The 23777-nt window shown below is 66.3% G+C and carries 18 protein-coding genes; 14 read left to right on the forward strand and 4 right to left on the reverse strand.

The window, feature by feature from the left end; all coding sequences use genetic code 11:
* Window positions 1-4: 4 nt before the first annotated feature.
* Window positions 5-829 (reverse strand): class I SAM-dependent methyltransferase, encoded by an 825-nt coding sequence (locus LDO22_RS17670; protein WP_224024976.1) that lies wholly within the window; start codon window positions 827-829, stop codon window positions 5-7.
* 139 nt (window positions 830-968) lie between these two features.
* Between LDO22_RS17670 and LDO22_RS17675 the strand changes: the two genes are divergently transcribed.
* Window positions 969-1715, forward strand: a complete 747-nt coding sequence (locus LDO22_RS17675) for a phosphoglyceromutase (RefSeq protein WP_159632913.1) — start codon at window positions 969-971, stop codon at window positions 1713-1715.
* A 145-nt stretch (window positions 1716-1860) separates the two neighbouring features.
* Here LDO22_RS17675 and phoU read toward each other — a convergent pair whose 3' ends face one another.
* A complete protein-coding gene (phoU, locus tag LDO22_RS17680; RefSeq protein ID WP_159632912.1) occupies window positions 1861-2523 on the reverse strand; it encodes a phosphate signaling complex protein PhoU in 663 nt (220 codons plus the stop codon).
* 206 nt (window positions 2524-2729) lie between these two features.
* Between phoU and LDO22_RS17685 the strand changes: the two genes are divergently transcribed.
* Complete coding sequence (locus LDO22_RS17685; RefSeq protein WP_224027274.1) at window positions 2730-3989, forward strand: ATP-binding protein; 1260 nt, start codon at window positions 2730-2732, stop codon at window positions 3987-3989.
* Window positions 3986-4666 carry a response regulator transcription factor gene (locus tag LDO22_RS17690; protein ID WP_142119926.1) on the forward strand — a complete coding sequence of 227 codons (681 nt, stop codon included), beginning with the start codon at window positions 3986-3988 and terminating at the stop codon, window positions 4664-4666. The genes LDO22_RS17685 and LDO22_RS17690 overlap by 4 nt, the downstream gene beginning before the upstream one ends.
* A gap of 80 nt (window positions 4667-4746) precedes the next feature.
* On the opposite strand, the gene LDO22_RS17695 is transcribed toward LDO22_RS17690, so the two are convergent.
* Window positions 4747-5334, reverse strand: coding sequence for a hypothetical protein (locus LDO22_RS17695; RefSeq protein WP_159635768.1), 588 nt, complete (start codon window positions 5332-5334; stop codon window positions 4747-4749).
* Between the two features lie 271 nt (window positions 5335-5605).
* Here LDO22_RS17695 and LDO22_RS17700 point away from each other — a divergent pair, with 271 nt between their 5' ends.
* The 8 genes from LDO22_RS17700 (at window position 5606) to LDO22_RS17735 (ending at window position 13140) form a co-directional block, all read left to right on the forward strand.
* Window positions 5606-6088, forward strand: a complete 483-nt coding sequence (locus LDO22_RS17700; RefSeq protein WP_011690592.1) for a CarD family transcriptional regulator — start codon at window positions 5606-5608, stop codon at window positions 6086-6088.
* 109 nt (window positions 6089-6197) lie between these two features.
* Window positions 6198-6980 (forward strand): 2-C-methyl-D-erythritol 4-phosphate cytidylyltransferase, encoded by a 783-nt coding sequence (ispD, locus tag LDO22_RS17705; protein ID WP_224024978.1) that lies wholly within the window; start codon window positions 6198-6200, stop codon window positions 6978-6980.
* Entirely contained in the window at window positions 6977-7483 is a 507-nt protein-coding gene (gene ispF / locus LDO22_RS17710; protein ID WP_159632910.1) for a 2-C-methyl-D-erythritol 2,4-cyclodiphosphate synthase, read from the forward strand. The genes ispD and ispF overlap by 4 nt, the downstream gene beginning before the upstream one ends.
* A gap of 31 nt (window positions 7484-7514) precedes the next feature.
* Window positions 7515-8981 (forward strand): cysteine--tRNA ligase, encoded by a 1467-nt coding sequence (gene cysS, locus LDO22_RS17715; RefSeq protein WP_159632909.1) that lies wholly within the window; start codon window positions 7515-7517, stop codon window positions 8979-8981.
* A 79-nt stretch (window positions 8982-9060) separates the two neighbouring features.
* On the forward strand, window positions 9061-10050 hold the full coding sequence (rlmB, locus tag LDO22_RS17720; protein ID WP_159632908.1) for a 23S rRNA (guanosine(2251)-2'-O)-methyltransferase RlmB: 990 nt from the start codon (window positions 9061-9063) through the stop codon (window positions 10048-10050).
* A gap of 89 nt (window positions 10051-10139) precedes the next feature.
* On the forward strand, window positions 10140-12239 hold the full coding sequence (gene glgX, locus LDO22_RS17725; RefSeq protein ID WP_224024980.1) for a glycogen debranching protein GlgX: 2100 nt from the start codon (window positions 10140-10142) through the stop codon (window positions 12237-12239).
* Between the two features lie 48 nt (window positions 12240-12287).
* Window positions 12288-12776 carry a ribonuclease domain-containing protein gene (locus tag LDO22_RS17730; protein WP_224024982.1) on the forward strand — a complete coding sequence of 163 codons (489 nt, stop codon included), beginning with the start codon at window positions 12288-12290 and terminating at the stop codon, window positions 12774-12776.
* Window positions 12777-12783: 7 nt separating this feature from the next.
* Complete coding sequence (locus LDO22_RS17735; protein ID WP_159632905.1) at window positions 12784-13140, forward strand: barstar family protein; 357 nt, start codon at window positions 12784-12786, stop codon at window positions 13138-13140.
* Window positions 13141-13215: 75 nt separating this feature from the next.
* Here the strand turns inward: LDO22_RS17735 and glgP are convergent, their stop codons facing one another.
* Entirely contained in the window at window positions 13216-15834 is a 2619-nt protein-coding gene (glgP, locus tag LDO22_RS17740; RefSeq protein WP_224024984.1) for an alpha-glucan family phosphorylase, read from the reverse strand.
* Between the two features lie 191 nt (window positions 15835-16025).
* On the opposite strand from glgP, the gene LDO22_RS17745 reads away from it, so the two are divergent.
* Genes LDO22_RS17745 through LDO22_RS17755 form a run of 3 tightly spaced genes read left to right on the forward strand, consistent with a single transcriptional unit; the run spans window position 16026 to window position 23558 of the window.
* Complete coding sequence (locus tag LDO22_RS17745) at window positions 16026-18068, forward strand: alpha-1,4-glucan--maltose-1-phosphate maltosyltransferase (RefSeq protein ID WP_224027275.1); 2043 nt, start codon at window positions 16026-16028, stop codon at window positions 18066-18068.
* Window positions 18065-19858, forward strand: coding sequence for a maltose alpha-D-glucosyltransferase (treS, locus tag LDO22_RS17750; protein ID WP_224024986.1), 1794 nt, complete (start codon window positions 18065-18067; stop codon window positions 19856-19858). Before LDO22_RS17745 ends, treS begins: the two co-directional genes overlap by 4 nt.
* A gap of 1 nt (window position 19859) precedes the next feature.
* Window positions 19860-23558: a 1,4-alpha-glucan branching enzyme gene (locus LDO22_RS17755; protein ID WP_224024988.1), complete on the forward strand. Its 3699-nt coding sequence runs from the start codon at window positions 19860-19862 to the stop codon at window positions 23556-23558.
* The last annotated feature ends 219 nt before the right edge of the window (window positions 23559-23777 follow it).

A 23777-nucleotide genomic window follows, 5' to 3' on the forward strand; every position in this document is an offset into this window, starting at 1 on the left:
GGGCCTAAACCTGGGGGGCCACTGCCTCCCAGTCCACCGTCAGCTCCCCAAGGCGCCACCGGGCGGGGCCGTCCTGGACCGGCCACCCGGCCGCGCGCAGGCTGCGGCACATGCCAACCCAGCGCTGCCTGTTGCCGAATGAGGCCAGCGGTGCGCTCTCAAGCCATGCCCGGTCCATCGCCTGCATGAAGGCATGAACCGGTTCTCCGGGGATGTTCCGGTGGATGAGGGCCTTGGGAAGCCGTTCGGCCACTTCCGACGGCAGTTCGAAGCTGCCGAAACGGACCGAAATACTCAGGGACAGCGGCCGGTCCCGGTCCAGCGCCACCCAGGTGACGCGCCGTCCGATTTCGTCGCAGGTGCCGTCCACGAACAAACCGCCGGGGGACAGCCGGTCCTGCACCAGCCGCCAGATACCCTGTACGTCGGCTTCCTCGTATTGCCGCAGGACATTGAACGCGCGGACCAGGACGGGGCGCCCGGGAACGGGCAGTTCAAAGCCACCGACCTGGAAGGTCAGCCCGGGGCGCTGCAGCGGAAGGGCAGCCCGCACGCGCGCGGGCTCAATTTCAATCCCGCAGACCCGCACGTCCGGCCGGATGGCGGCGAGCCTTTCATAAAGTTCGACGGCGGTGGCCGGCGTCGCGCCATAGCCCAGGTCAACCACCAGGGGGTCCGCCGCGGACCGGAGCCGACAGGCCTGCGGTCCCGTCAGCCAGCGGTCCACCCGGCGCATCCTGTTGGGGTTGGTGGTGCCGCGGGTGACGTTGCCAACCGGCCGGCCCTGCCTGGCGGGGGACGTCTTCCCGGAAAGTTGCGGGGCGTTCACCCGTTCCGCCTTTTGAACCACTGCCCAACCCTATCCCTTGCCTCCGGGCCGGTGTCCGGCCGGTACTTCCTCCCCGGCCTCCGGTAGGGGCCATGTAACGCTGGGCGGGCGGCAACACTGCTCGGCTAGGATGAAAATCATGACTTACAAGCTGATTCTGCTGCGCCACGGCCACAGCGAATGGAACGCCAAGAACCTGTTCACCGGCTGGGTGGACGTTGACCTGAACGACCAGGGCCGCGCGGAAGCAGCGCGTGGCGGCGAGCTGCTGGTGGAAAACAATATCCTCCCGGATGTGCTCTACACGTCCCTGCTGAAGCGGGCCATCAATACCGCAAACATTGCCCTGGACAAGGCCGACCGCGGCTGGATTCCGGTCAAGCGCGACTGGCGCCTGAACGAACGCCACTACGGTGCGCTGCAGGGCAAGGACAAGGCCCAGACCCTGGCCGAATACGGTGAAGAGCAGTTCATGGAGTGGCGCCGTTCCTACGACACCCCGCCGCCGCCCCTGGACGACAACAGCGAATTCAGCCAGGCCCACGACCCCCGCTACGCGGACCTGGGCGACGCCCTTCCGCGCACCGAGTGCCTGAAGGACGTCCTGGTGCGGCTCCTGCCCTACTGGGAATCGGACATCAAGGAAGACCTCAAGGCCGGCAAGACCGTCCTGGTCACCGCGCACGGCAACTCGCTCCGCGCGCTGGTCAAGCACCTGGACGGCATCAGCGATGAGGCTATCGCCGGCCTGAACATCCCGACGGGCATCCCGCTGGTGTACGACCTCGACGAAAACTTCCAGCCGATCAAGCCCGGCGGCACCTACCTCGATCCCGAGGCCGCCGAGCAGGCCATCCTGGCAGTCGCCAACCAGGGCAAGAAATAAGACTTCGCGGTTCTTCGCCGGGTGCTCGGTCGTTCCTCCCTTAGACGCACTCCGGCCGAAGAACGCGCTGCGTCAAAAGTGAAACGACGACGGCGGGCTGGTCACCTCAGGTGACCAGCCCGCCGTCGTACTCCGCGGTTTTTGTTCAGCTGTGTTCGGTGGCGTTCGGCTGCCACGCGCCGGTCACGAGGTAGGTCACCTTCTGCGCGACGGAAACACCGTGGTCTGCGAAGCGCTCGAAGTAGCGGCTGGCCAGGGCAACATCCACCGTGGTGGCGGGGGACTCCGACCACTCGGGGGCAGCGATGGCCTTGAAGACGCTCAAGTGCAGATCGTTGATGGCCGTGTTCGCCTTGAGGATGTCCCGGGCCACCTCGAGGTCGCGGCTTTCCAGCAGGACCGTCAGCTTGTCGGCGATCTCCTGGTCCAGTTCCGCCATCCGGTTGAAGGTCTCCGTCATGGACGCCGGAATCACGGTGGAGGGGTACCGAAGGCGGGCCAGCTGTGCGATATGGCGCGCCAGGTCACCCATCCGCTCCAGGGATGCGCTCATCCGGAGGGAACCCACGATCATGCGCAGGTCGCTGGCGACAGGACCCTGCAGCGCCAGGATGTCGATAGCCCGCTCATCGAGGCTGTTCTGCAGGAAGTCAATGCGCGCATCCGCAGCGATGACATCCTGGGCGAGGTCCACGTCCGCCACCTGGAATGAGGTGGTGGCTTTGTCCATCGCTTCGCTGACCAGCCGGGAGATCTCCACCAGCTGGTCACCAACCTGGGTGAGTTCTTCCTGAAAAACCTTACGCACTTAGGGCGTCCTTTCCTTGGAACTCCCGCCGGCCGCTCCAGGGCAGCAGGAATCGTGTCGCCGTTGGGCGCTCTGACCTCTAACTTTGTCATCGCCCGGTAAACGATTATGCCCACACAGGTGAACGTTAGTTGAACCGTTCGCTGTAAGTGCCTTGAGCCGGCTGGAGGCGCCGGGCAAGAGCATAAAGTGGAGCTGTGGATCCTATGCTCATTGGTCTGGTTGCCGGCCTTATCGGCCTGGCGCTTGGCACGTTCGGCGTGCTTGCCTACCGGGTCAGCGAGAAGCAGCGCGAACTGCTGGACGTCGATGCCGAAGAGATTGCCCTGCCGGCGGGAGCCGCGGAGGTGCTCGCCGTCGTCGGACGGGCCTTCGTGGTGCTGGACGACGTCGACGGCGTGGTCCGCGCCAGCCCCGCGGCCTACGCGTACGGCCTGGTCCGCGGGCACACCGTCGTGCACAAGGAACTCCTGGACATGACCGCGGGGGTCCGGCGGGACGGCGTCATCCTGGAAAAACAGCTCGAGCTTCCGCGCGGACCGCTGGGACAAGGCACCATCATCGTCCAGGTCCGGGCCGCCATGCTGGGTGAGGAATACATCCTCCTCCTGGCCGATGACCGGACCGAGATCACCCGGACAGAAGAGATCCGCAACGACTTCGTGGCCAACGTGTCGCACGAACTGAAGACCCCGGTGGGTGCCATCTCCCTGCTGGCGGAGGCCCTGGAGTCCTCCGCCGACGACGAAGAAGCTGTGCGCCGCTTTGCCAAGCGCATGCACAAGGAATCCGCACGACTGGCCGCCCTGGTCCAGGACATCATTGAACTTTCCCGCCTGCAGGGCGCCAGCGTGACGCAGCAGGGCGGCCCCGTGGACATCAACGCCGTCATCGCCGAAGCCGTGGACCGGTCCCAGCTGCCCGCCGAAAGCAAGAACATCAGCATCGTGGTGGGCGGCCGCACCGACGGCAAGGTGTTCGGGGACCAGGACCTCCTGGTCACCGCACTGCGGAACCTCATCGACAATGCCATTCGCTACTCGCCCCCGAACACCCGCGTTGGCATCGGCGTCCGGTCCCGGGACGGCCTGGTCTCCATCTCCGTGACCGACCAGGGGGACGGGCTCTCGCCGGAGGACCAGGAACGCGTCTTCGAGCGCTTCTACCGGGTGGATGCCGCCCGCTCCCGCCAGACGGGCGGCACGGGCCTTGGCCTGAGCATCGTCAAGCACGTGGCATCGAACCATGGCGGCGAGGTGACGCTGTGGTCCCAGCCCGGGCAGGGATCCACCTTCACCCTCCGGCTGCCCGAGATGGAAGGGCAGGACGGCGACGCCGGGCTGTCCCTTTCCGCCGCAACGGCACCTGCACCGGCTCCGGGGCCGGCGCACGGGGCGCCCGAACAGGCCACTCTGACCCAAGTACCCCGCGCCGCCGGCGCAACAGAACGAGGAGCTAGCGCTTGAGCAGGATTTTGATTGTTGAGGACGAGGAGTCGTTCAGCGATCCCTTGTCCTATTTGCTGGGCAAAGAAGGGTTCGAGGTTGAGGTGGTGGACAACGGGCTGGACGCCATTACCGAATTCGACCGCAACGGCGCCGACCTGGTGCTGCTGGACCTGCAGCTCCCCGGGCTTTCCGGCACGGAGGTGTGCCGCCAGCTCCGGCAGCGCTCCAGCGTCCCCGTGATCATGCTGACCGCCAAGGACTCGGAAATCGACAAAGTGGTGGGCCTGGAACTCGGCGCCGACGACTACGTCACCAAGCCCTACTCATCCCGTGAACTGGTGGCCCGCGTCCGGGCTGTCCTGCGGCGCCAGGGAGAACCTGAGGAACTGATCTCCGCCACAGTCCAGGCCGGGCCCGTCCGCATGGACATTGAACGGCACGTGGTGAGCGTGGACGGCGAGCAGGTCCTCCTTCCCCTGAAGGAGTTCGAGCTTCTGGAGATGCTCCTGCGCAACTCGGGCCGGGTGCTCACGCGCGGGCAGCTGATCGACCGTGTGTGGGGCTCGGACTACGTTGGCGACACCAAGACCCTGGACGTCCATGTGAAGCGCCTCCGCGGCAAGATCGAGCCGGACCCCTCGGCCCCCCGTTACCTGGTGACTGTCCGCGGCCTCGGCTACAAGTTCGAGCCGTAAGGCAACATCGCCAAATACCGCAAAGAGGGAGGAGCCGCATGGCTCCTCCCTCTTGGTGTCCGCTGCTTGCAGCGCCCGCTTTAGCGGGTGGTGGCGGTTGCCGTTGCCGTGGCGCCGGAGGTTGCGCCGGCGGAGGACGTTGCGCCCGCACCTGCGGAAGAAGAGGACGACGGCGTGGGCGTCGCCGAGGGGCTCGGGGTGGGGACGTAGTCCTTGTACTCCTGCAGGGTGGCGTCCAGGACGGGAACCTTGACCGTGCTGCTGACGTTGGTGCCGTTCTCGCTGATCTTGACGTCCACCAGGGAGCCCGGCTTGCCGCCGGTGGTGCTCAGGATGGCCGCGTCGGTCTTCTCGGTCAGCATGGTGGAGGAGTTGGCCTTCACCGAGACCTCGGTCTGTGAGCCCTTCGCGCCGTTGACGGTCAGCTTCACGTCCTTGGAGGAGGAGTTGTAGACGGCACCGATCAGGCGGCCGGGCTCGTTCTCGCCGGTGGAGACGATGAGGATGTTCCGCAGCTGCAGCGGACCGAGGTCTGCGCGGATGCCGTCCGAGGCGGAGTACTGATGGCTGGTCTGCTGGGGCGTGATGTAACCGCAGCCCGCGGTCAGCAGGCTGGCGCCAAGGGCAGCAGCCGTCAGTGCCAGTTTGCCGCGCTGGGCCCGGTTCATCGCAGTGGAACGCACGTCACGTACTCCTCGAGAAATTTGAAGTCTTTTTCAGCCATAGCCTATCGGCAAAGAGGGGCAAACGAGGATTCGGCGGTGTCACATCCCCCGTGGGAGCGCTCACCTGATGCACTAATCAGCGCATCCGTCAAGGGGGTGGAGGGGGTTGATTGGGCCGTTTTCCCGCGTATTTTCGCGGTTGGGAGCCCTTTCTCCGGCCGGTCATATGCCTGAATCGTGATAAACTGGTCTGCGGGAAAGGGGAAATGTCCACATGGTATTTGAGGTCGGCGAGACAGTAGTTTACCCTCACCACGGTGCTGCGAAGATTGAAGAAATCAAGATGCGCACCATCAAGGGCGAAGAGAAGATGTATCTCAAGCTCAAGGTGGCTCAGGGTGATCTGACCATTGAAGTTCCAGCAGAGAACGTTGACCTTGTTGGGGTCCGGGACGTAGTGGGCAAGGAAGGCCTGGAGCACGTGTTCGATGTGCTTCGCGCCGAGTTCACCGAGGAGCCCACCAACTGGTCACGCAGGTACAAGGCAAATCTGGAGAAGCTTGCTTCCGGTGACGTCATCAAGGTGGCAGAGGTTGTTCGCGACCTGTGGCGCCGGGATCACGACCGGGGCCTTTCCGCAGGCGAGAAGCGAATGCTGGCCAAGGCCCGCCAGATTCTGATTTCAGAACTGGCGCTGGCTGAAAAGACCGACGAGGAGAAGGCTGCAAGCGTTCTCGACGAGGTCCTGGCTTCCTAAGAATTTAGCCCCGGCTGCACGCAAGTGCCGCCGGGGCTTCTTTTTCTGGGCCCACCGCGGCGGTGCCTAAATCGCCCATCGGAAGTGGCGGCGTCGTAGGCTAGTCCGCATGAGTGAATCACCCACGCGCCTGGTCACAGCGGTCATCGTGGTTGCCGCAGGTTCCGGGCAGCGCCTCGGCTACGGCATGCCCAAGGCAGCCGTTCCGCTGGGCGGAGAACCAATCCTGATGCATGCCCTGCGCGGCATTGTCGCGTCCGGTGTGGCCACCCAGGTGTGCGTCGCGCTGCCCGCCGGCGACCAGGACCTGCGCCGGCTGTGCGACGACTTCCGGGAGGAACTTGCCGACGGCGGCCCCCTCCTGACTGTTGTCGACGGCGGATCCACCAGGGCCGGGTCCGTGCGCGCCGGGATTGCCGCACTCATGGACGGTATCGAGGCCGTCCTGGTCCATGACGCCGCACGGGCCCTCACCCCCGAATCCGTCTTCCACCGCGTCAGCGACTCCCTCGTTGCCGGCGCCGCCGCGGTCATTCCCGTGCTCCCTGTGGTGGACACGGTCAAGACTGTGGCGGCCACGGCCGGGGATGACTCGGCGATTGCCCCCGAGGTCGTCACGGGGACCGCCCGGCGCGAGGAACTGCGGGCAGTGCAGACTCCGCAGGGCTTCACGATCGGCACCCTGCTGAAGGCGCACGAGGCGGCGCAGGGCCTGGACGGCCAGCAGGCCGCAGCGGTCACCGATGACGCGATGCTCGTGGAGATGCTGGGTACCCCGGTCCATGCAGTCCGCGGGTCCACACAATCCCTGAAGATCACCACCCCCCTGGACCTCATCTTCGCCGAAGGGCTCCTTGAGGGTCCGCTTGGTGCCCGCTGGGTGGAAGGATGAGCCCGGACGTGGTCCTTCCGCGCACGGGCGTGGGAATCGATGTCCATGCGTACGCCCCGGAGGATTCCCCCCGTCCGCTGTGGCTCGGCGGCCTCCTCTGGCCCGGCGAACGCGGCCTCGCCGGACACTCCGACGGCGACGCCGTGGCCCATGCCGCCGCTGACGCCTTGTTTTCGGCCGCCGGCATCGGCGACCTCGGTACCCACTTCGGTACGGACCGTCCGGAATTCGCCGGAGCGTCCGGTGCCACCCTCCTCGCCGAGGCCGCACGGATCGTCAGGGCGGCCGGGTTCGAGATCGGCAACGTGGCCGTGCAGTTCGTGGCCAACCGGCCCAAGTTCGGGCCCCGCCGGGAAGAGTCGCAAAAGGTCCTGAGCGAGGCGGCAGGCGCCCACGTCGGCGTCACCGCAACCACCAGTGACGGCCTGGGATTCACCGGGCGCGGGGAGGGCATCTCCGCCGTAGCCACCGCCCTGGTGTATCCGCAGCCCCTACGCCCGTGAGGGGGCCGGGCCTATCAGTTAGTCTGGAGCGGTGACCCTGCGCTTCTATGACACTGCCTCCGCCGAAGTCCGGAACTTCGTCCCCCTCGTCGAGGGCAAGGTCAGCCTCTACTACTGCGGAGCCACGGTCCAGGGGATGCCGCACGTGGGCCACATACGCTCAGCCATCGCGTTCGACCAGCTCACCCGCTGGCTGCAGTACAGGGGCCTGCGCGTCACGGTTGTCCGCAACGTGACGGATATTGACGACAAGATCCTGGCCAAGTCCGAAGCCTCCTTCGCCCCCGGCTTCAGCCCGGAACCCGGGGAAGTAGCCGGCGAAGAATGGTGGGCCCTGGCGTACCGCTACGAGCAGGAGTTCCTGAAGGCCTACGACACCCTCGGTGTTTCGCGCCCCACCTACGAACCCAGGGCCACCGGTCACATTCCGGAGATGCACGCCCTGATCCAGCAGCTGATCGACCGCGGCCACGCCTACCCGGCCCTGGATGACTCGGGCGACGTGTACTTCGACGTCCGCTCCTGGAACAAGTACGGCGCGTTGACCCGGCAGAACATCGACGACATGCAGGCAGCGCCCGACGCCGATCCCCGAGGCAAGAAGGACCCCCGCGACTTTGCGCTGTGGAAGGGTTCCAAAGAAGGAGAGCCGGCCACCGCCAGCTGGTCCTCGCCCTGGGGTAACGGACGGCCCGGCTGGCACCTTGAGTGCTCCGCCATGGTCACCAAGTACCTCGGCACCGCCTTCGACATCCATGGCGGCGGACTGGACCTGCGGTTCCCGCACCACGAAAACGAGATGGCGCAGTCGCAGGCGGCCGGACACCCGTTCGCCAACTTCTGGATGCACAACGGCATGGTGACCTACCAGGGCGAAAAGATGTCCAAGTCCATTGGCAACACCATCAGCCCGGCGGAAATGCTGGAACTCGCCCCGCCCCGCGTGGTCCGCTACTACCTGGGGCAGGCGCACTACCGGTCCATCCTGGACTACCGCCCCACGTCCCTGCAGGAGGCCGCCGCCGCCGTCGAACGCATTGACGGATTCCTGGCCAAAGCTGCGGCGCGCTTCGACGGCGACACGGGCCTCGCGGACGGCCCCCACGGTTCATCCTCCGCAGCCGTGGATGCCTTCTGCGAAGCAATGGACGACGACCTCAACGTCCCGCGCGCCCTGGCCGCCCTGCACGAAACCGTCAGGGCGGGCAACACAGCCCTCGCCGAGGGTGACGACGACGCCGCCCGGAACGCGATGCACGCCGTCATCCTCATGACCGGGGTCCTGGGCCTGAACGCCGTGGCAGGCTCCGCAGCGGTGAGCACGCGTGAAGCCGAGGCGCTGGGCGTTCTGGTGGAGGCGCAGCTGTCCGCCCGGGCGGCTGCCCGCGCCGACAAGGACTGGGCAAGGTCCGATGCCATCCGGGACACCCTTAACCAGGCAGGGGTCGTCGTGGAGGACGGCCCGGACGGCGCCACCTGGAGCCTCAAGCGGGACTGAACAGGCCGCTGCCCCCGATTTTTTTCGGGTCAGTAGACTGGTATGCAGATTCAGTCAGCACAATCAAGGGTGGAACATCATGGCCAACAATGGTCGCCGATCGGTTAAAGCGAAGAAGGGCCCAACCGTCGGAACCGGTGGCCATGGCCGCAAGGCCCTCGAGGGCAAGGGCCCCACGCCCAAAGCCGAGGACCGCGTGTACCACAAGGCGCACAAGGCACGGCAGCTTTCCGAGCGGTCCGCTGCGAAGCGCGGGACCGGTGCCCGCAGCGCCGGCGCCGCCAAGTCCGGCCCCAAGGGCCGCGCCACCGAGGAAGTAGTCACCGGGCGCAACTCCGTGGTCGAGGCGCTCCGCGCGGGCATCCCCGCGAAGGCCCTCCACGTTGCCATCCGCATCGAAATGGACGACCGGGTCAAGGAATCCCTGAAGCTGGCCGCCGAACGCGGCATTCCGCTGCTGGAGACGGGCAAGCCTGAACTGGACCGGATGACGGATGACGCCGTCCACCAGGGCCTGGTGCTGCAGATCCCGCCCTACGAGTACCTGGATGCCTACGAGCTGGCCGAGGAAACCGTGGACAAGTGGAAGAAGGGGCACATCGCCAACGCGCCGCTCTTCGTGGCCCTGGACGGCATCACCGACCCCCGGAACCTGGGTGCGATCATCCGCTCCGTCTCCGCCTTCAGCGGCCACGGCGTCATCGTGCCCGAGCGCCGTTCCGTGGGCGTTACCGCCTCGGCCTGGAAAACCAGCGCCGGCGCGGCCGTCCGCGTGCCCGTGGCCCGCGCCTCCAACCTGAACAACGCCCTCAAGCAGTTTAAGACCATGGGCATCTATGTCCTGGGGCTCGACGGCGACGGCGACGTTTCACTGCCCGATCTCACCCTGGCCACCGAACCGGTGTGCATCGTGGTGGGCTCGGAAGGGAAGGGCCTGAGCCGCCTGGTGCGGGAAAACTGCGACCAGATCGTCTCCATCCCCATCGATTCCGCCATGGAATCCCTGAACGCTTCGATGGCTGTGGGAATCTCGCTGTACGAGGTTTCCCGCCAGCGCGCGGCCGGATAGTTTCACGGGTCCGTAATCCGCGGGTGGGTTCCCGGCGCCGCAGGCGCGTATGGGCAGGTCAAGTGCCGCTGACCGCTACTATTTAGGTGATGGTCATGCCGCTTTTCGACACCGCTTCCACCATGGACGCCTCCACGGCCGTTCCCCTCGGTGTCAGCGTCCCGCGCGCTGATTCCGGCGGTACCCGCCACCACGCCGGCGGACGCGCCAACGTTGCCTGCTTCGCCCCCGGCGTCGCCAGCCTGGACATCGCCTACTGCCCTCCCGGCGGCCAATGGCGGACCCAGACCCTGCCCAACATCACCAAGGGGGTCCACCACGGCATCGTGGAGGACCTGCCCTACGGATCGCGCTACGGCTTCCGCCCGACGTCGGACAGCCGGCCGTTGCCGCCGGAGCGTCCGGCAGGCAACGGCTCCGCCCGCCAGCCCCTATTGCTGGACCCATACGGCAGGGGAGTGGACCAGCAGGATGGCTTCCTTACCAGCGTCCGCACCGCCGTCGATTTCGACTGGGAAACAGACGAACGGCTGCGCCTGCCGTGGCGCAACACGATCGTCTATGAAGCGCATGTCCGCGGCCAGAGCATGCTCCATCCCGACGTGCCGGAGGAGCTCAGGGGCACCTATGCCGGCCTGGCCCACCCCGCCGTCGTCGAGCACCTCACAGGCCTGGGCATTACGTCAGTCCAGCTCCTGCCCGTCCACTTCCACATCGACGAGCCACACCTGCAGGACCTGGGCCTCAGCAACTACTGGGGGTACAACACCGCCGCCTTCTTCGCCCCGCACCCCGGCTACGCCACCCGCGCAGCCCAGGAAGCGGGCCCGCAGGCGGTCCAGGACGAGTTCAAGGCCATGGTGAAGGCACTGCACGCCGCCGGGCTGGAAGTCATCCTCGATGTCGTGTACAACCACACGGCCGAGGGCACGGCGGACGGCCCTGTCCTGAGCTTCCGCGGCCTCGGCGAAGACACCTACTACCGGGTGGACGGCCACGGCAAGTACCTCGACACCACCGGCTGCGGCAACTCCCTCAACTTCGGGGACCAGCACGTGGTCCAGCTGGTGACCGACTCCCTCCGGTACTGGGTGGACGAGTTCCACATCGACGGTTTCCGGTTCGACCTGGCAGTCACGCTGTGCCGCAACGCCGCGAACGAGTTCGACCCCCATCACCCCTTCCTCACCGCCGTCGCCGCCGACCCCGTCCTGTCCGGGGTCAAGCTGATCGCCGAACCCTGGGACATTGGCTACGGAGGCTGGCAGACGGGCCGGTTCCCCCGGGGGTGGGTTGACTGGAACGACCACTTCCGCGATGCTGTCCGGACCTTCTGGCTGGCAGACCGCGCAGCCATCGATTCCGGCGGACATGGCGGGACGATGGCAAAGCTCGCCGACGCCCTGTCCGGCTCCGCAGGCCTCTTCCAGGCGTCCGGCCGCTCGCGCCTGGCCTCGGTCAACTTCGTCACCGCCCATGACGGCTTCACCATGAACGATCTCGTGTCCTTCGACCGCAAGCACAACGAGGCCAACGGCGAGGAAAACAGGGATGGGCACGGAGACAACCGCAGCTACAACCACGGCGTGGAGGGCCCCACCGAGAACGGCGCCATCCTGGCACAGCGTGCGCAGTCGCGGCGCAACCTGATGGCCTCGCTGATGGTTTCGCTCGGCGTTCCCATGATTACTGCCGGGGACGAGCTGGCCAGGACCCAGCACGGGAACAACAACGCCTACTGCCAGGACAATGCCATCACCTGGCTGGACTGGACGCTGACGCCGGAGGCGCACGAGATGCTGCGCAGCACCAAGCGGTACATCCGGCTGCGCAAGGAGTTCCTGGCCGCCCAGCCGCATGATTTCCCGGTCCGGGATGAACAGTCCTACCTCTACTGGTTCGACCAGCACGGCCAGCCCATGTCCGCCGAGCGCTGGAACGATCCGCACCACCGCGTCCTGCAGCTCCTGCTCCGCGACGACGGCGGCGACCTTGCCGGGCTGGTGGTGGTCAACGGAGGCGCCCATGACGTCGAGGTCACCCTGCCCGACGCCGGACGGCCGGCTCCGAGCCTGTTCGAGCTCCGGCTGACCACCTCACCCCGCCACAAGCAGCGGCAGGGCATCCAGGTGGCTGCCGGGGACGTCGACCTGGCCGAGGCCAACTCCATCAGCATCTACCGCACGTAGCCACAGCACCACCAGACGCCAGTCCACCCATCCGGCAGGTAATCCCGAATGCGCAACCGCTCCATCCTCCCGCTGCTCCTCACCACCCTGGTGGTCCTGGCCGTGGTGGCCTTCGGCGGTGCCGGGCTGCTGGGCGGGCAGACGGACGGCGCGACGCCGGACGCTGGTTCCAGCCGCGCGTCCACTCCGGCTGGAACGGCCACGTCCCCGGCAGCGAACCAGTCAGCGCCCCACCGGGGAGCCAACCCGTCCAGCCTCCCGGAGATCAGGGAATCCGCGCTGCCGGTGGAGGGCCGCCGGGTGCTGGCGCTGATCCGGGCGGGCGGCCCGTTCCAGTACGGGCAGGATGACCAGGTGTTCGGAAACTTCGAGCGGGTCCTCCCAGCCCGGGACCGCGGCTACTACCGCGAGTACACCGTCCCCACCCCCGGTGAACCGGACCGGGGTGCACGGCGCATCGTGGCGGGCAGTGGCGGGGAGAAGTATTACACCGGCGATCACTACGCAACGTTCAAGTACATAGCGGAAGGCAGCTAGCACAACCATGAGAATCTTCTCCGGCGACACCTGGACCCTTGAAGAACTGCAGGAACAGGTGGCCGACGCCGGGCGCCGCAGCGTGGTGGTTCCCCCGGCGGACAGCAAGCGCGCCGTCCTGGAAACCTTCGGCGAGGTTTTGGATTTTCCCGAGCACTACGGCGTGAACCTGGATGCGTTGAACGACTCGCTCCACGACTTTGCGGACAGCATCAGCGAAAACGGCACCCCGCCTGTCACGGTCCTGTGGCAGGTGGCGGCGCCGTTCCGCGCCGACAGGTCGTTCGGCATCCTGTGCGAGATCCTGCAGGACGCGGAACGGTACGCGGGCAAGGACCTGGCCGTCACCGCAGTGCTTCTTTAAGTGACCGCGGTGCTTCCTTAAACGGAACGGCAGGCCTGCCAGGAAGCAGGCCTGCCGGTCCTTATCCGCAATGGGCTAAGCGTTGACGATCAACCCGAGCTCCGCCTTGGAGGCCAGGGCATCATGCCGGGGCAGGACGCGGACCGTGTAACCGAACGGCCCGGAGCGGTCGATGACCAGGGAGCCGCTGAACAGGTGCCGCCCGCTGCCCAGGTCTTCCTTCACCTGGAGCTCCATCATGGTGATGTCGGCAAGGGCGTCGTTCTCCTCGGCCCGGCCGTAGGCCACCTCGACGCAGACGTCCTCCGGGGTGAGGACGTTCAGCGCCACGTAGGCGTTGACCTGGAGCGTGTCACCGATCTGCGGATCCTCGGATACCCCCACCGAATCAACGTGCTCAACGTGGACCTGTGGCCAGGCGCCGCGTACCTTGGCGGACCAGGATGCCAGCGCACGGGCCTGGGCGTAGGAGTTGGCAGTGGCGCTGCGTCCCGCTTCCGCGGCGGGGCGGTACAGGATGTTCACGTAGTCGCGGAGCATGCGCTCAGCGGACACGGCCGGGCCGAGGTGCGAGAGGGTGTGCTTGATCATGGACACCCAGTGCGTGGGCACCTTCTCGCTCCGCGTGGTCGAGGGCCCCGCAGCACCAGCGCCTTCGGACACCGTTCCGCCGTAGAAGCGCGGCGCCACCTGTGTTTCCAGCAGCTCGTACAGCGCCGCCGCCTCGATGTCGTCCCGCTCCTCGGGGGAAGCGTCGTTGTTGGCCGTGGGAATCGCCCAGCCGTTCTCGCCGTCGTACATCTCATCCCACCAGCCGTCCAGGACGGAAAGGTTCAGCGAGCCGTTCAGGGCTGCCTTCATGCCCGACGTGCCGCAGGCCTCCAGCGGACGCAGCGGATTGTTCAGCCAGACGTCGCAGCCCGGGAACAGGGTCCTGGCCATGGCGATGTCGTAGTTGGGCAGGAATGCGATGCGGTGCCGGACCTCGGGATCATCCGTGAACCGCACCAGGTCCTGGATCATCTTCTTCCCGGCGTCATCGGCAGGATGCGACTTGCCGGCGATAACCAGCTGGATGGGGTGGTCCTTGTGCAGGAGCAGCGCCTTCAACCGCGCCGGTTCGCGCAGCATCAGGGTCAGCCGCTTGTAGGTGGGCACGCGGCGGGCAAAACCAATGGTGAGGATGTCAGGGTCCAGGACGTTGTCTGTCCAACCCAGCTCTGCGTCGGCCGCGCCGCGCTTCTTCCAGGCCGCCCGCAGCCTGCGGCGGACGTCCTCCACCAGGGCAGCGCGCATCTCGCGGCGCAGGGCCCAGACGTCGGCGTCGCTGACGTTGTAGGCCAGGTCCCATTTGCCCAGCGCTTCGGCCTCGCTGCCAAACTGGTCGCGGGCGAGCTTGGAGATGCGGCTGTCCACCCAGGTGGGCACGTGCACGCCGTTGGTGACCGAGGTGATGGGCACCTCGGAGTGGTCGAAGCCCGGCCAGAGGGCGGAGAACATGCCGCGCGACACCTCGCCGTGGAGCTTGGCCACGCCGTTGGCGCGCTGGGCCAGGCGCAGGCCCATGACCGCCATGTTGAACACGGCCGGGTTACCGTCCGCGTAGTTCTCCCGTCCCAATTCCAGGACACGGTCCACGGGCACGTCCGGAGCCAGTCCGGCCTGGAAGAAATGGCTGATCTGGTTAATCTCAAACCTGTCGATGCCGGCAGGCACGGGCGTGTGCGTGGTGAACACGGTGGAGGCCCGCCCGGCGGCGAGTGCTTCGTCGAATGTCAGGGCCTGTTCGCCGGACATCAGTTCCTGGATGCGCTCGATGCCAAGGAGCCCCGCGTGGCCTTCGTTGGTGTGGAACACCTCCGGCGCGGCGCTGCCCGTCAGCTTCTGGAAGGCGCGCAGGGCCTTGACCCCGCCCATCCCCAGCAGCAGCTCCTGCTGCAGCCGGTGGTCGCCGCCTCCGCCGTACAAACGGTCGGTGATGCTGCGGGCGGCGTCGTCATTGCCCGGCACGTTGGAGTCCAGGAGGAGCAGGGGAACGCGTCCGACGTCGGCCCGCCAGATGTGTGCCAGCAGCCGGCGCCCGTTGGGCAGGGGAAGGGAGACCTCCAGGGCCTTGCCGTTGCCGTCGGGGGAGGGTTCCCGGAGCAGGGTCAGCGGCAGGCCGTCCGGATCCAGGACGGGGTAGGTCTCCTGCTGCCACGCGTCGCGGGACAGTGACTGCTTGAAGTAGCCCGCCTGGTACAGCAGGCCCACCCCGATCAGGGGGACGCCGAGGTCCGAGGCAGCCTTCAAGTGGTCGCCGGCGAGGATTCCCAGGCCGCCCGAGTACTGGGGGAGGACCTCGGTGATGCCGAACTCGGGGGAGAAGTAGGCGATGGAGGCGGGTGCATCCGGGCCCAGGCCCTGGTACCAGCGCGGTTCCTGGAGGTACCGGTCAAGGTCCTGTTCTGCGGCGCGCACCCGGTCCACCACCGACTGGTCCGCGGCGAGCTGCTGGAATTCCTCCCGGCTGACCATGCCCAGGAAACCGATGGGGTCCTGCCCGCTTTCCTCCCACAGCCGCGGGTTCAGCCCGGCGAAAAGCTCCCGGGTGGGGCGGTGCCAGGACCACCGCAAATTGCTGGCCAGCCTGGCCAAAGGCCGAATGGGTTCGGGGAGGACTGTACGGACCGTAAACCTGCGGATTGCCTTCACCTGCGTCACACTAACCGACAACATGCGCGGCCGGAACCAGCTTTCGGTTTCTTTTGGGTAAATGACAGGGGCATGAAGAAATTAGGCCGCGGCACGGCGATTTTAGGGAGCAGGCTTAGCAATCCGGGTCATTTCTCGCTAACGTCGAGCCTGTGACGACTAACTCAGGAACCAGTGCCGCATCCACCAAAATGCCCCAGCGCAGTATCACCGAGGACTTGCGGTTTGGGCGTTTTCCCATCACTGCCGTGCAGCCCGTCGTCGAGGGCGGCAAATTCCCGGCCAAGGCCCTGCCCGGCGAGGCCATTGTCGTGGGCGCCACCGCCTTCCGCGAGGGGCATGACCAGCTCGGCGTCAGCGCCGTGCTCCTTGACCCCTCCGGCGCCGAGCGCCAGCGCGTCCGGCTTGCGCCACCGCGCGGGGAACGTGGCATGGGCACGGACCGCTGGGAAGGCGTGCTCACGCCGTCGGAAACGGGGAACTGGTCTTTTGTCATCGAAGCCTGGCACGACCGCTACGGCACCTGGCACCACAACGCCGAAGTGAAGATCGACGCCGGAATCGACGTCGAACTCATGCTCGCCGAAGGTGCCAAACTGCTGGGCGAAGCGTCCGCAGAGGACTTCCGGGACGAGGTGGACCGGGCAGCCCTGCGGCATGCCTCGGAGGTCCTGGGCGACCAGTCCCGCAGCACGGAGGAACGGCTTGGGGCCGGGTTCAGCCAGGAAGTCGCGGACATCGTGTCCCGCCAGCCCATCCGGGAACTCGTCACCGTTTCTGAAAAATACCCCCTCCTGGTGGAGCGGGACCGGGCCGGGCGGGGCGCCTGGTACGAGTTCTTCCCCCGGTCCGAAGGCGCCGTCAAGGACCACAACACCGGCGCCTGGACGTCAGGCAACTTCCGTACCGCCGCCAAACGGCTGGACGCCGTGGCAGCCATGGGCTTCGACGTCCTCTACATGCCCCCCATCCACCCCATCGGCGTGCAGTTCCGCAAGGGACCCAACAACACCCTGGTGGCCGGCCCCAATGATCCCGGCTCACCCTGGGCCATCGGAGCCAAGGAGGGCGGCCACGACGCCATCCACCCCGACCTCGGATCCTTCGAGGACTTCGACGCCTTCGTGGCGCGTGCCAACGAACTGGGCCTGGAGGTAGCCCTGGACCTCGCACTCCAGGCCGCCCCGGACCACCCGTGGGTGCAGTCCCATCCGGAATGGTTCACCACCAGGGTGGACGGCAGCATTGCCTACGCCGAAAACCCGCCAAAGAAGTACCAGGACATCTATCCGCTCAATTTCGATAATGATCCGGAAGGACTTTCCCGGGAAATTCTGCGGATCGTGCTGCTGTGGGTCAGCCACGGCGTAAAGATTTTCCGCGTGGATAATCCGCACACCAAACCGGTGTGGTTCTGGGAATGGCTCATTGCGGAAGTGGAAAAAGCCGAACCAGGTGTTGTGTTCCTGGCCGAAGCCTTTACCCGCCCGGCCATGATGCACGCCCTGGGCAGGGCCGGCTTCCAGCAGTCCTACACGTACTTCACGTGGCGCAACACCAAGAAGGAAATCGAGACCTACTTCGAGGAAGTCAGCCACGAATCACCGGCGTTCTTCCGGCCCAACTTCTTCGTCAACACCCCGGACATCCTCACGGAATACCTGCAGTACGGCGGACCGGCGGCGTTCCGGATCAGGGCTGTCCTGGCCGCCACCGGAAGCCCGCTCTGGGGCGTCTACGCCGGCTATGAACTGTACGAACACGTTGCCCGGCCCGGTGCGGAAGAGTACATCGACAACGAGAAGTTCGAGTACAAGGCCCGCGACTGGGACGCCGCCGCCGAGTCCGGACGCACGCTGGCCCCGTACATCACCCGGCTGAACCACATCCGGCGGGACCACCCCGCGCTGCTGGACCTGCAGAACCTGACGGTCCACCAGAGCACCGATGACTCCACTGTTGTCTACTCGAAGCACAAGACCCTTCCCGACGGCTCCAAGGACACCATCATCGTGGTGGTCAACGTGGACCCGCACGTCACCAAGGAATGCAGCGTCTCCCTGGACCTGGCGGCCCTCGAACTGGACCCGCAGGACATCACCCCGGGCGGCGGCTTCTATGTGGATGACCTTATCTCCGGCCAAAGCTGGGAGTGGGGCGAGTTCAACTACGTACGGCTTGATCCGCACGTGGAGCCCGCCCACATCCTGAGCGTGAGGAGAATGCATCAGTGAGTTTCAACCCGCAAAGTTCCGGCCACTTCACTCCCAAGAGCACGTTCGAGCTAAATGCGCCTGGCCTTCAGCATGACCCTTTGTGGTACCGCAAGGCAGTGTTCTACGAAGTACTGGTCCGGGCGTTTGCGGATGCCAACGGCGATGGGTCCGGGGATTTCTCCGGACTCATCGACCGGCTGGACTACCTCCAGTGGCTGGGCGTGGATTGCCTCTGGCTGCCCCCGTTCTTCCAGTCGCCGCTGCGGGACGGCGGCTACGACATCTCCGACTACAACTCGGTCCTGGATGAATTCGGCACCATCAGCGACTTCAAACGGCTCGTGGCAGAAGCGCATGCCCGCGGCGTCCGGGTGATCATCGACCTCCCGCTGAACCACACCTCCGACCAGCACCCCTGGTTCCAGGAATCCCGGAAGGACCCGGACGGTCCCTTCGGCGACTTCTACGTCTGGAGCGATACGGACGAGAAATACCAGGACGCACGTATCATCTTCGTCGACACGGAGGAATCGAACTGGACGTTCGATCCCATCCGCCGGCAGTTCTTCTGGCACCGGTTCTTCAGCCACCAGCCGGACCTGAACTTCGAAAATCCCAAGGTGATCGAGGCCGTCTTCGACGTTGTCCGGTTCTGGCTGGACCAGGGGATTGACGGTTTCCGCGCGGACGCCATTCCCTACCTCTTCGAGGAGGAGGGCACCAACTGCGAAAACCTTCCGGCCACCCACGAGTTCCTCCGCCGGCTGCGGGAAATGGTGGATGAACGCTATCCCGGCCGCGTGATCATCGCCGAAGCAAACCAGCCGCCCAACGAGGTGGTGGAATACTTCGGCACCGTCGATGAACCCGAGTGCCACATGGCGTTCCACTTCCCCATCATGCCCCGCCTCTACTACGCGCTGCGGGACCAAAAGGCGGCGCCCATCATCGAAACGATGCGCGACACCCCGGACATCCCCGAGGGCGCGCAATGGGGCACGTTCCTCCGCAACCACGACGAGCTGACCCTGGAAATGGTCACCGCCGATGAGCGTGCGGCAATGCTGGGCTGGTACGCCCCGGACCCGCGCATGCGGGCCAACATCGGCATCCGCCGCCGGCTGGCACCCCTGCTCGACAACTCGCGGGCCGAGATCGAACTGATCAACGCCCTCCTGCTTTCGCTTCCGGGCAGCCCGTTCCTGTACTACGGCGACGAGATTGGCATGGGGGACAACATCTGGCTGGAGGACCGCGATGCCGTCCGCACCCCCATGCAGTGGAACCCGGACCGGAACGCCGGCTTTTCCCATGCCGATCCCGGCAAGCTGTACCTGCCGCCCATCCAGTCCCTGGTGTACAACTACGCCATGGCCAACGTCGAAGCTGAGGCTGCCCACTCCGGGTCCCTGCTGCGCTGGACCCGGCAGATCCTCAGCGTCCGCAAGAACCACCCCGCGTTCGGACTGGGCGGCTTCAAGCATGTGGAAGCAGACCACGACGCCGTTCTGGCGTACCTGCGCGAACTGCCGGACACCAACCCTGCCGGGGCCGACGGGGAGACCATCCTGTGCGCCTTCAACCTCTCCCAGCATCCGGTCGCTGCCACGCTGCGGATCCCCGAATACGCAGGCCGGGGGCTCCGCGATGTGTTCGGCGGACAGATCTTCCCCGGCATCGGCGACGACGGCACCCTTACCCTGACCATCGGAAGCCACGATTTCTTCTGGCTTCGGATGCGCTCGGCGGGGTCGAACCCGTCCTCGCCGTACACCCAGGCCATGCCCATCCTGTCGATAGAGAACTGAGATGAACCAGCCAATCCTCACTCCCGCCCTCACCGCGCTGCTCAAGGAATGGCTGCCGCAGCAGCGTTGGTTCCCGGTCAAAACCCCCGATTTCGCCATCTCCCAGGCCGGCAGCCTGGGACTGGCGGACCCCAGCGGACACGCGGCGCTGGCCGTATTCCTCCTCAACGTCACCACCCAGGGGCCCGACGGCGGTCAGCGCACCGCCGTCGTCCAGGTTCCCTTGAGCTTCCGGCCGGCGCCGGCAGGGGGCATGGAGCGTGCGCTGGTGGGTGAAGCGGCAGGAATGGATCCCACCCGCCCCTGGGTGTACGACGCCGTCCACGACCCCGACTTCGTGGGCGCGTGGCTGGAGCTCATTCGGCAGGAAGGAAAGGCGGACAGCGGCACCGCGACGGGATTCCGCGTGGAAGTACCCTACCGCCTGCCCACGGCGAAGGGCGTCGTGAAGGTGCTCTCCGGTGAGCAGTCCAACAGTTCCGTCATTGTGGACGACGGCGAATCGGCCGCCATGGTGAAATTCTTCCGGGTCCTGTCGGACGGAACCAACCCGGAGATCGAGGTGGGAGCGGCACTGACCAAGGCAGGGACGTCGGAAGTCCCCGCCACCCTCGGCTGGGTCCGGGGCGAGTGGCTGGGGCACGGCAACCACACCCCAACCGGCACCGGCCAAGCTACCCGGTACGTCCAGGGTGAGCTTGCGGTGGCCCACGAATTCCTCGCCGGTGGACGCGATGCCTGGCGGCTGGCGGTGGACGCAGCCCGCTCGGGCACGGACTTCACGACGGAAGCAAGGGCCCTTGGCGCCGCCACCGCCACGGTGCACAAGCGCCTTGCGGAGGCCCTGGGGCAGTCGAGCGGGCCTGAACCCGGCAAGGGTGCAGGACCCGCCGTTGCCCAGCGCGTCCGGGCCGCCTGGGCGGAGGCGCGTGCCGCCGTCGGACCTTACGACGATGCCCTGGACGCCCTGCTGGCAAACCTGGACAAGGCACCCGAGGGGCCCCTCCAGCGCATCCACGGCGACCTGCACCTGGGCCAGATCCTCCAGGTCACCGGCCAGTCGGGCGACGGGTCCCGCTGGGCCATCCTGGACTTCGAGGGCGAGCCCCTGCGGCCCATCGCCGAACGGAACGTGCCGGACGTGCCCCTGCGCGACGTCGTCGGCATGCTGCGGTCCTTCGACTACGCCGCCGGCGCAGCCCAGCGCGAGCAGGAGGGTGCCCAGGTGCCGGACAGGTGGGTGGATGACTGCGCCGACGCCTTCCTGGCAGGGTACGCCGGGGTCATTCCCGGGACGGTGGACCAAACCTCACCGCTGTTTGTGGCATTGTGGCTGGACAAGGCGCTGTACGAAGTTGTTTATGAAATGCGTAACAGGCCCGACTGGGTGGCGATTCCAGTAAACGCCGCCAGGCGGCTCCTGGGCAGTAACGGTGCCGGCGACTCCGCCGGTGCAGCATCGGAAGGTAACGAAATGACTGGCTCAGCACGAACTGACCGCCCGGGGGTGCCCCTGCACGTGGATGAAGGCACCCTGGGCAGGATCGCGAACGGTGAACACCACGCCCCCCACTCCGTCCTGGGCGCGCACCTGGACGACTATGGGCACGTCACCATCCGGACCGTGAAGCACCTCGCCGAAGCAGTCACCGTGGTCACCCGTGCCGGTGAAGTTCCCATGGAACACGAGGCCCACGGCGTCTGGGTTGCCGTCCTGGAACCGCTGGAGCAGGGGCACGTTCCCGACTACCGCCTCACGGTCGCCTACCCGGGCAAGGACCCGGTGACCGTTGACGAGCCCTACCGCTACCTGCCCACCGTGGGCGAAGTTGACCTCCACCTCATCGGTGAAGGCCGGCACGAGAAACTGTGGCAGGTGCTCGGCGCCCATGTCCGGCATTACAAGTCGGCGCTGGGAGACGTCAACGGTGTGTCCTTTGCCGTCTGGGCCCCCAACGCGCAGGCCGTCCGCGTCAAGGGCGACTTCAACGCCTGGGACGGACGGGAACACTCCATGCGCTCCCTGGGTTCCTCCGGCGTGTGGGAGGTCTTCATCCCCGGCGTCGCCGCGGGGGCCTGCTACAAGTACGAAATCCTGACCCGGGGCGGCTACTGGGTTGAAAAGGCCGATCCGCTGGCGTTCGGCACCGAAGTTCCCCCCTTGACCGCATCCAGGGTGGTGGAACCCTCCTACGCGTTCAAGGACGAGGAATGGATGGAAGCGCGGGCCAAACGCGATCCCCACAACTCCGCCATGAGCGTGTACGAGGTGCACCTCGGATCCTGGCGCCTGGGCCTCGGCTACCGCGAGCTCGCCAAGGAACTGGTGGAGTACGTCAAGTGGCTGGGATTCACGCACGTGGAATTCATGCCCGTCGCAGAGCACCCGTTCGGCGGTTCCTGGGGTTACCAGGTCACCTCCTACTTCGCGCCCACATCCCGGTTCGGACACCCGGACGAGTTCCGCTACCTGGTGGACGCCCTCCACCAGGCAGGAATCGGCGTCCTGCTGGACTGGGTGCCCGCACACTTCCCGAAGGACGCCTGGGCCCTGGCCCGGTTTGACGGCGAGCCGCTGTACGAACACTCGGACCCGGCACTTGGCGAACACCCCGACTGGGGCACCCTGATCTTCGACTTCGGGCGCACCGAGGTCCGGAACTTCCTGGTGGCCAACGCCCTCTACTGGCTGGAGGAATTCCACATCGATGGCCTGCGCGTGGACGCGGTGGCCTCCATGCTCTACCTCGACTACTCACGCCAGGAAGGCCAGTGGCGGCCCAACCGCTTCGGCGGCAGGGAGAACCTCGAGGCCATCTCCTTCCTGCAGGAAGTCAACGCCACCGTCTACAAGACCCACCCCGGCGCCGTCATGATCGCGGAAGAATCCACGGCGTTCCCGGGCGTTACTGCGCCCACCAGCCACGGCGGCCTGGGCTTCGGCCTGAAGTGGAACATGGGCTGGATGCACGATTCCCTCAAGTACATCTCCGAGGACCCCTACAACCGCAGGTGGCACCACGGGACGGTGACGTTCTCCCTGGTTTACGCCTTCACGGAGAACTTCCTGCTGCCCATCAGCCACGACGAGGTTGTCCACGGCAAGGGCTCAATGCTCCGCAAGATGCCCGGTGACCGTTGGCAGCAGCTGGCGAACCTCCGGGCCTTCTTCGCCTACCAGTGGGCCCACCCCGGCAAGCAGCTCATCTTCATGGGCACCGAGTTCGGCCAGGAAGCCGAGTGGTCTGAACAGCACGGCCTGGACTGGTGGCTCGCCGACATCCCCGCACACAGGGGACTGCAGTTGCTCACCAAGGACCTCAACGAGCTGTACGCGTCCACCCCGGCGCTGTACACGCAGGACAATGTTCCGGCTGGTTTCCAGTGGATCAACGGTGGCGACGCGGACCGCAACGTCCTGTCCTTCATCAGGTGGGACGCCGACGGCAACCCGGTTGTCTGTGCCATCAACTTCTCCGGCGCCCCGCATGTCGGCTACACCCTGGGTGTCCCCACTGCCGGGGCCTGGACCGAGGTCCTGAACACCGACCACACCACCTACGGCGGATCCGGTGTACTGAACGACGGCGAGCTGAAGGCAGTGGACGAAGGACAGGATGGCCAGCCGGCGACGCTGACTGTCACGCTGCCTCCGCTCGGGGCGTCCTACTTCAAGCCGGGAGCATCAACGGCTGGCTGACCCCCACGGCGGTCATCCACGAAAGGCCCGGAATCCGCGTGATTCCGGGCCTTTCGGCTGCCTGCGGGACACCACGCGAGGGCCGACTGGCGATCCGGGAGGAGTGGTGGTAGAGTTTATTTCCGCGCTGCTCCACGGAGTCAGACGGAAAACCGATCCCCCAAGCATATGCTGAGGATGGTCGCGGACGCCGGTTTGACACGCAGGAAGCCAGCCGGT

This window comes from Arthrobacter sp. NicSoilC5, from assembly GCF_019977395.1.
GTDB lineage: Bacteria > Actinomycetota > Actinomycetes > Actinomycetales > Micrococcaceae > Arthrobacter.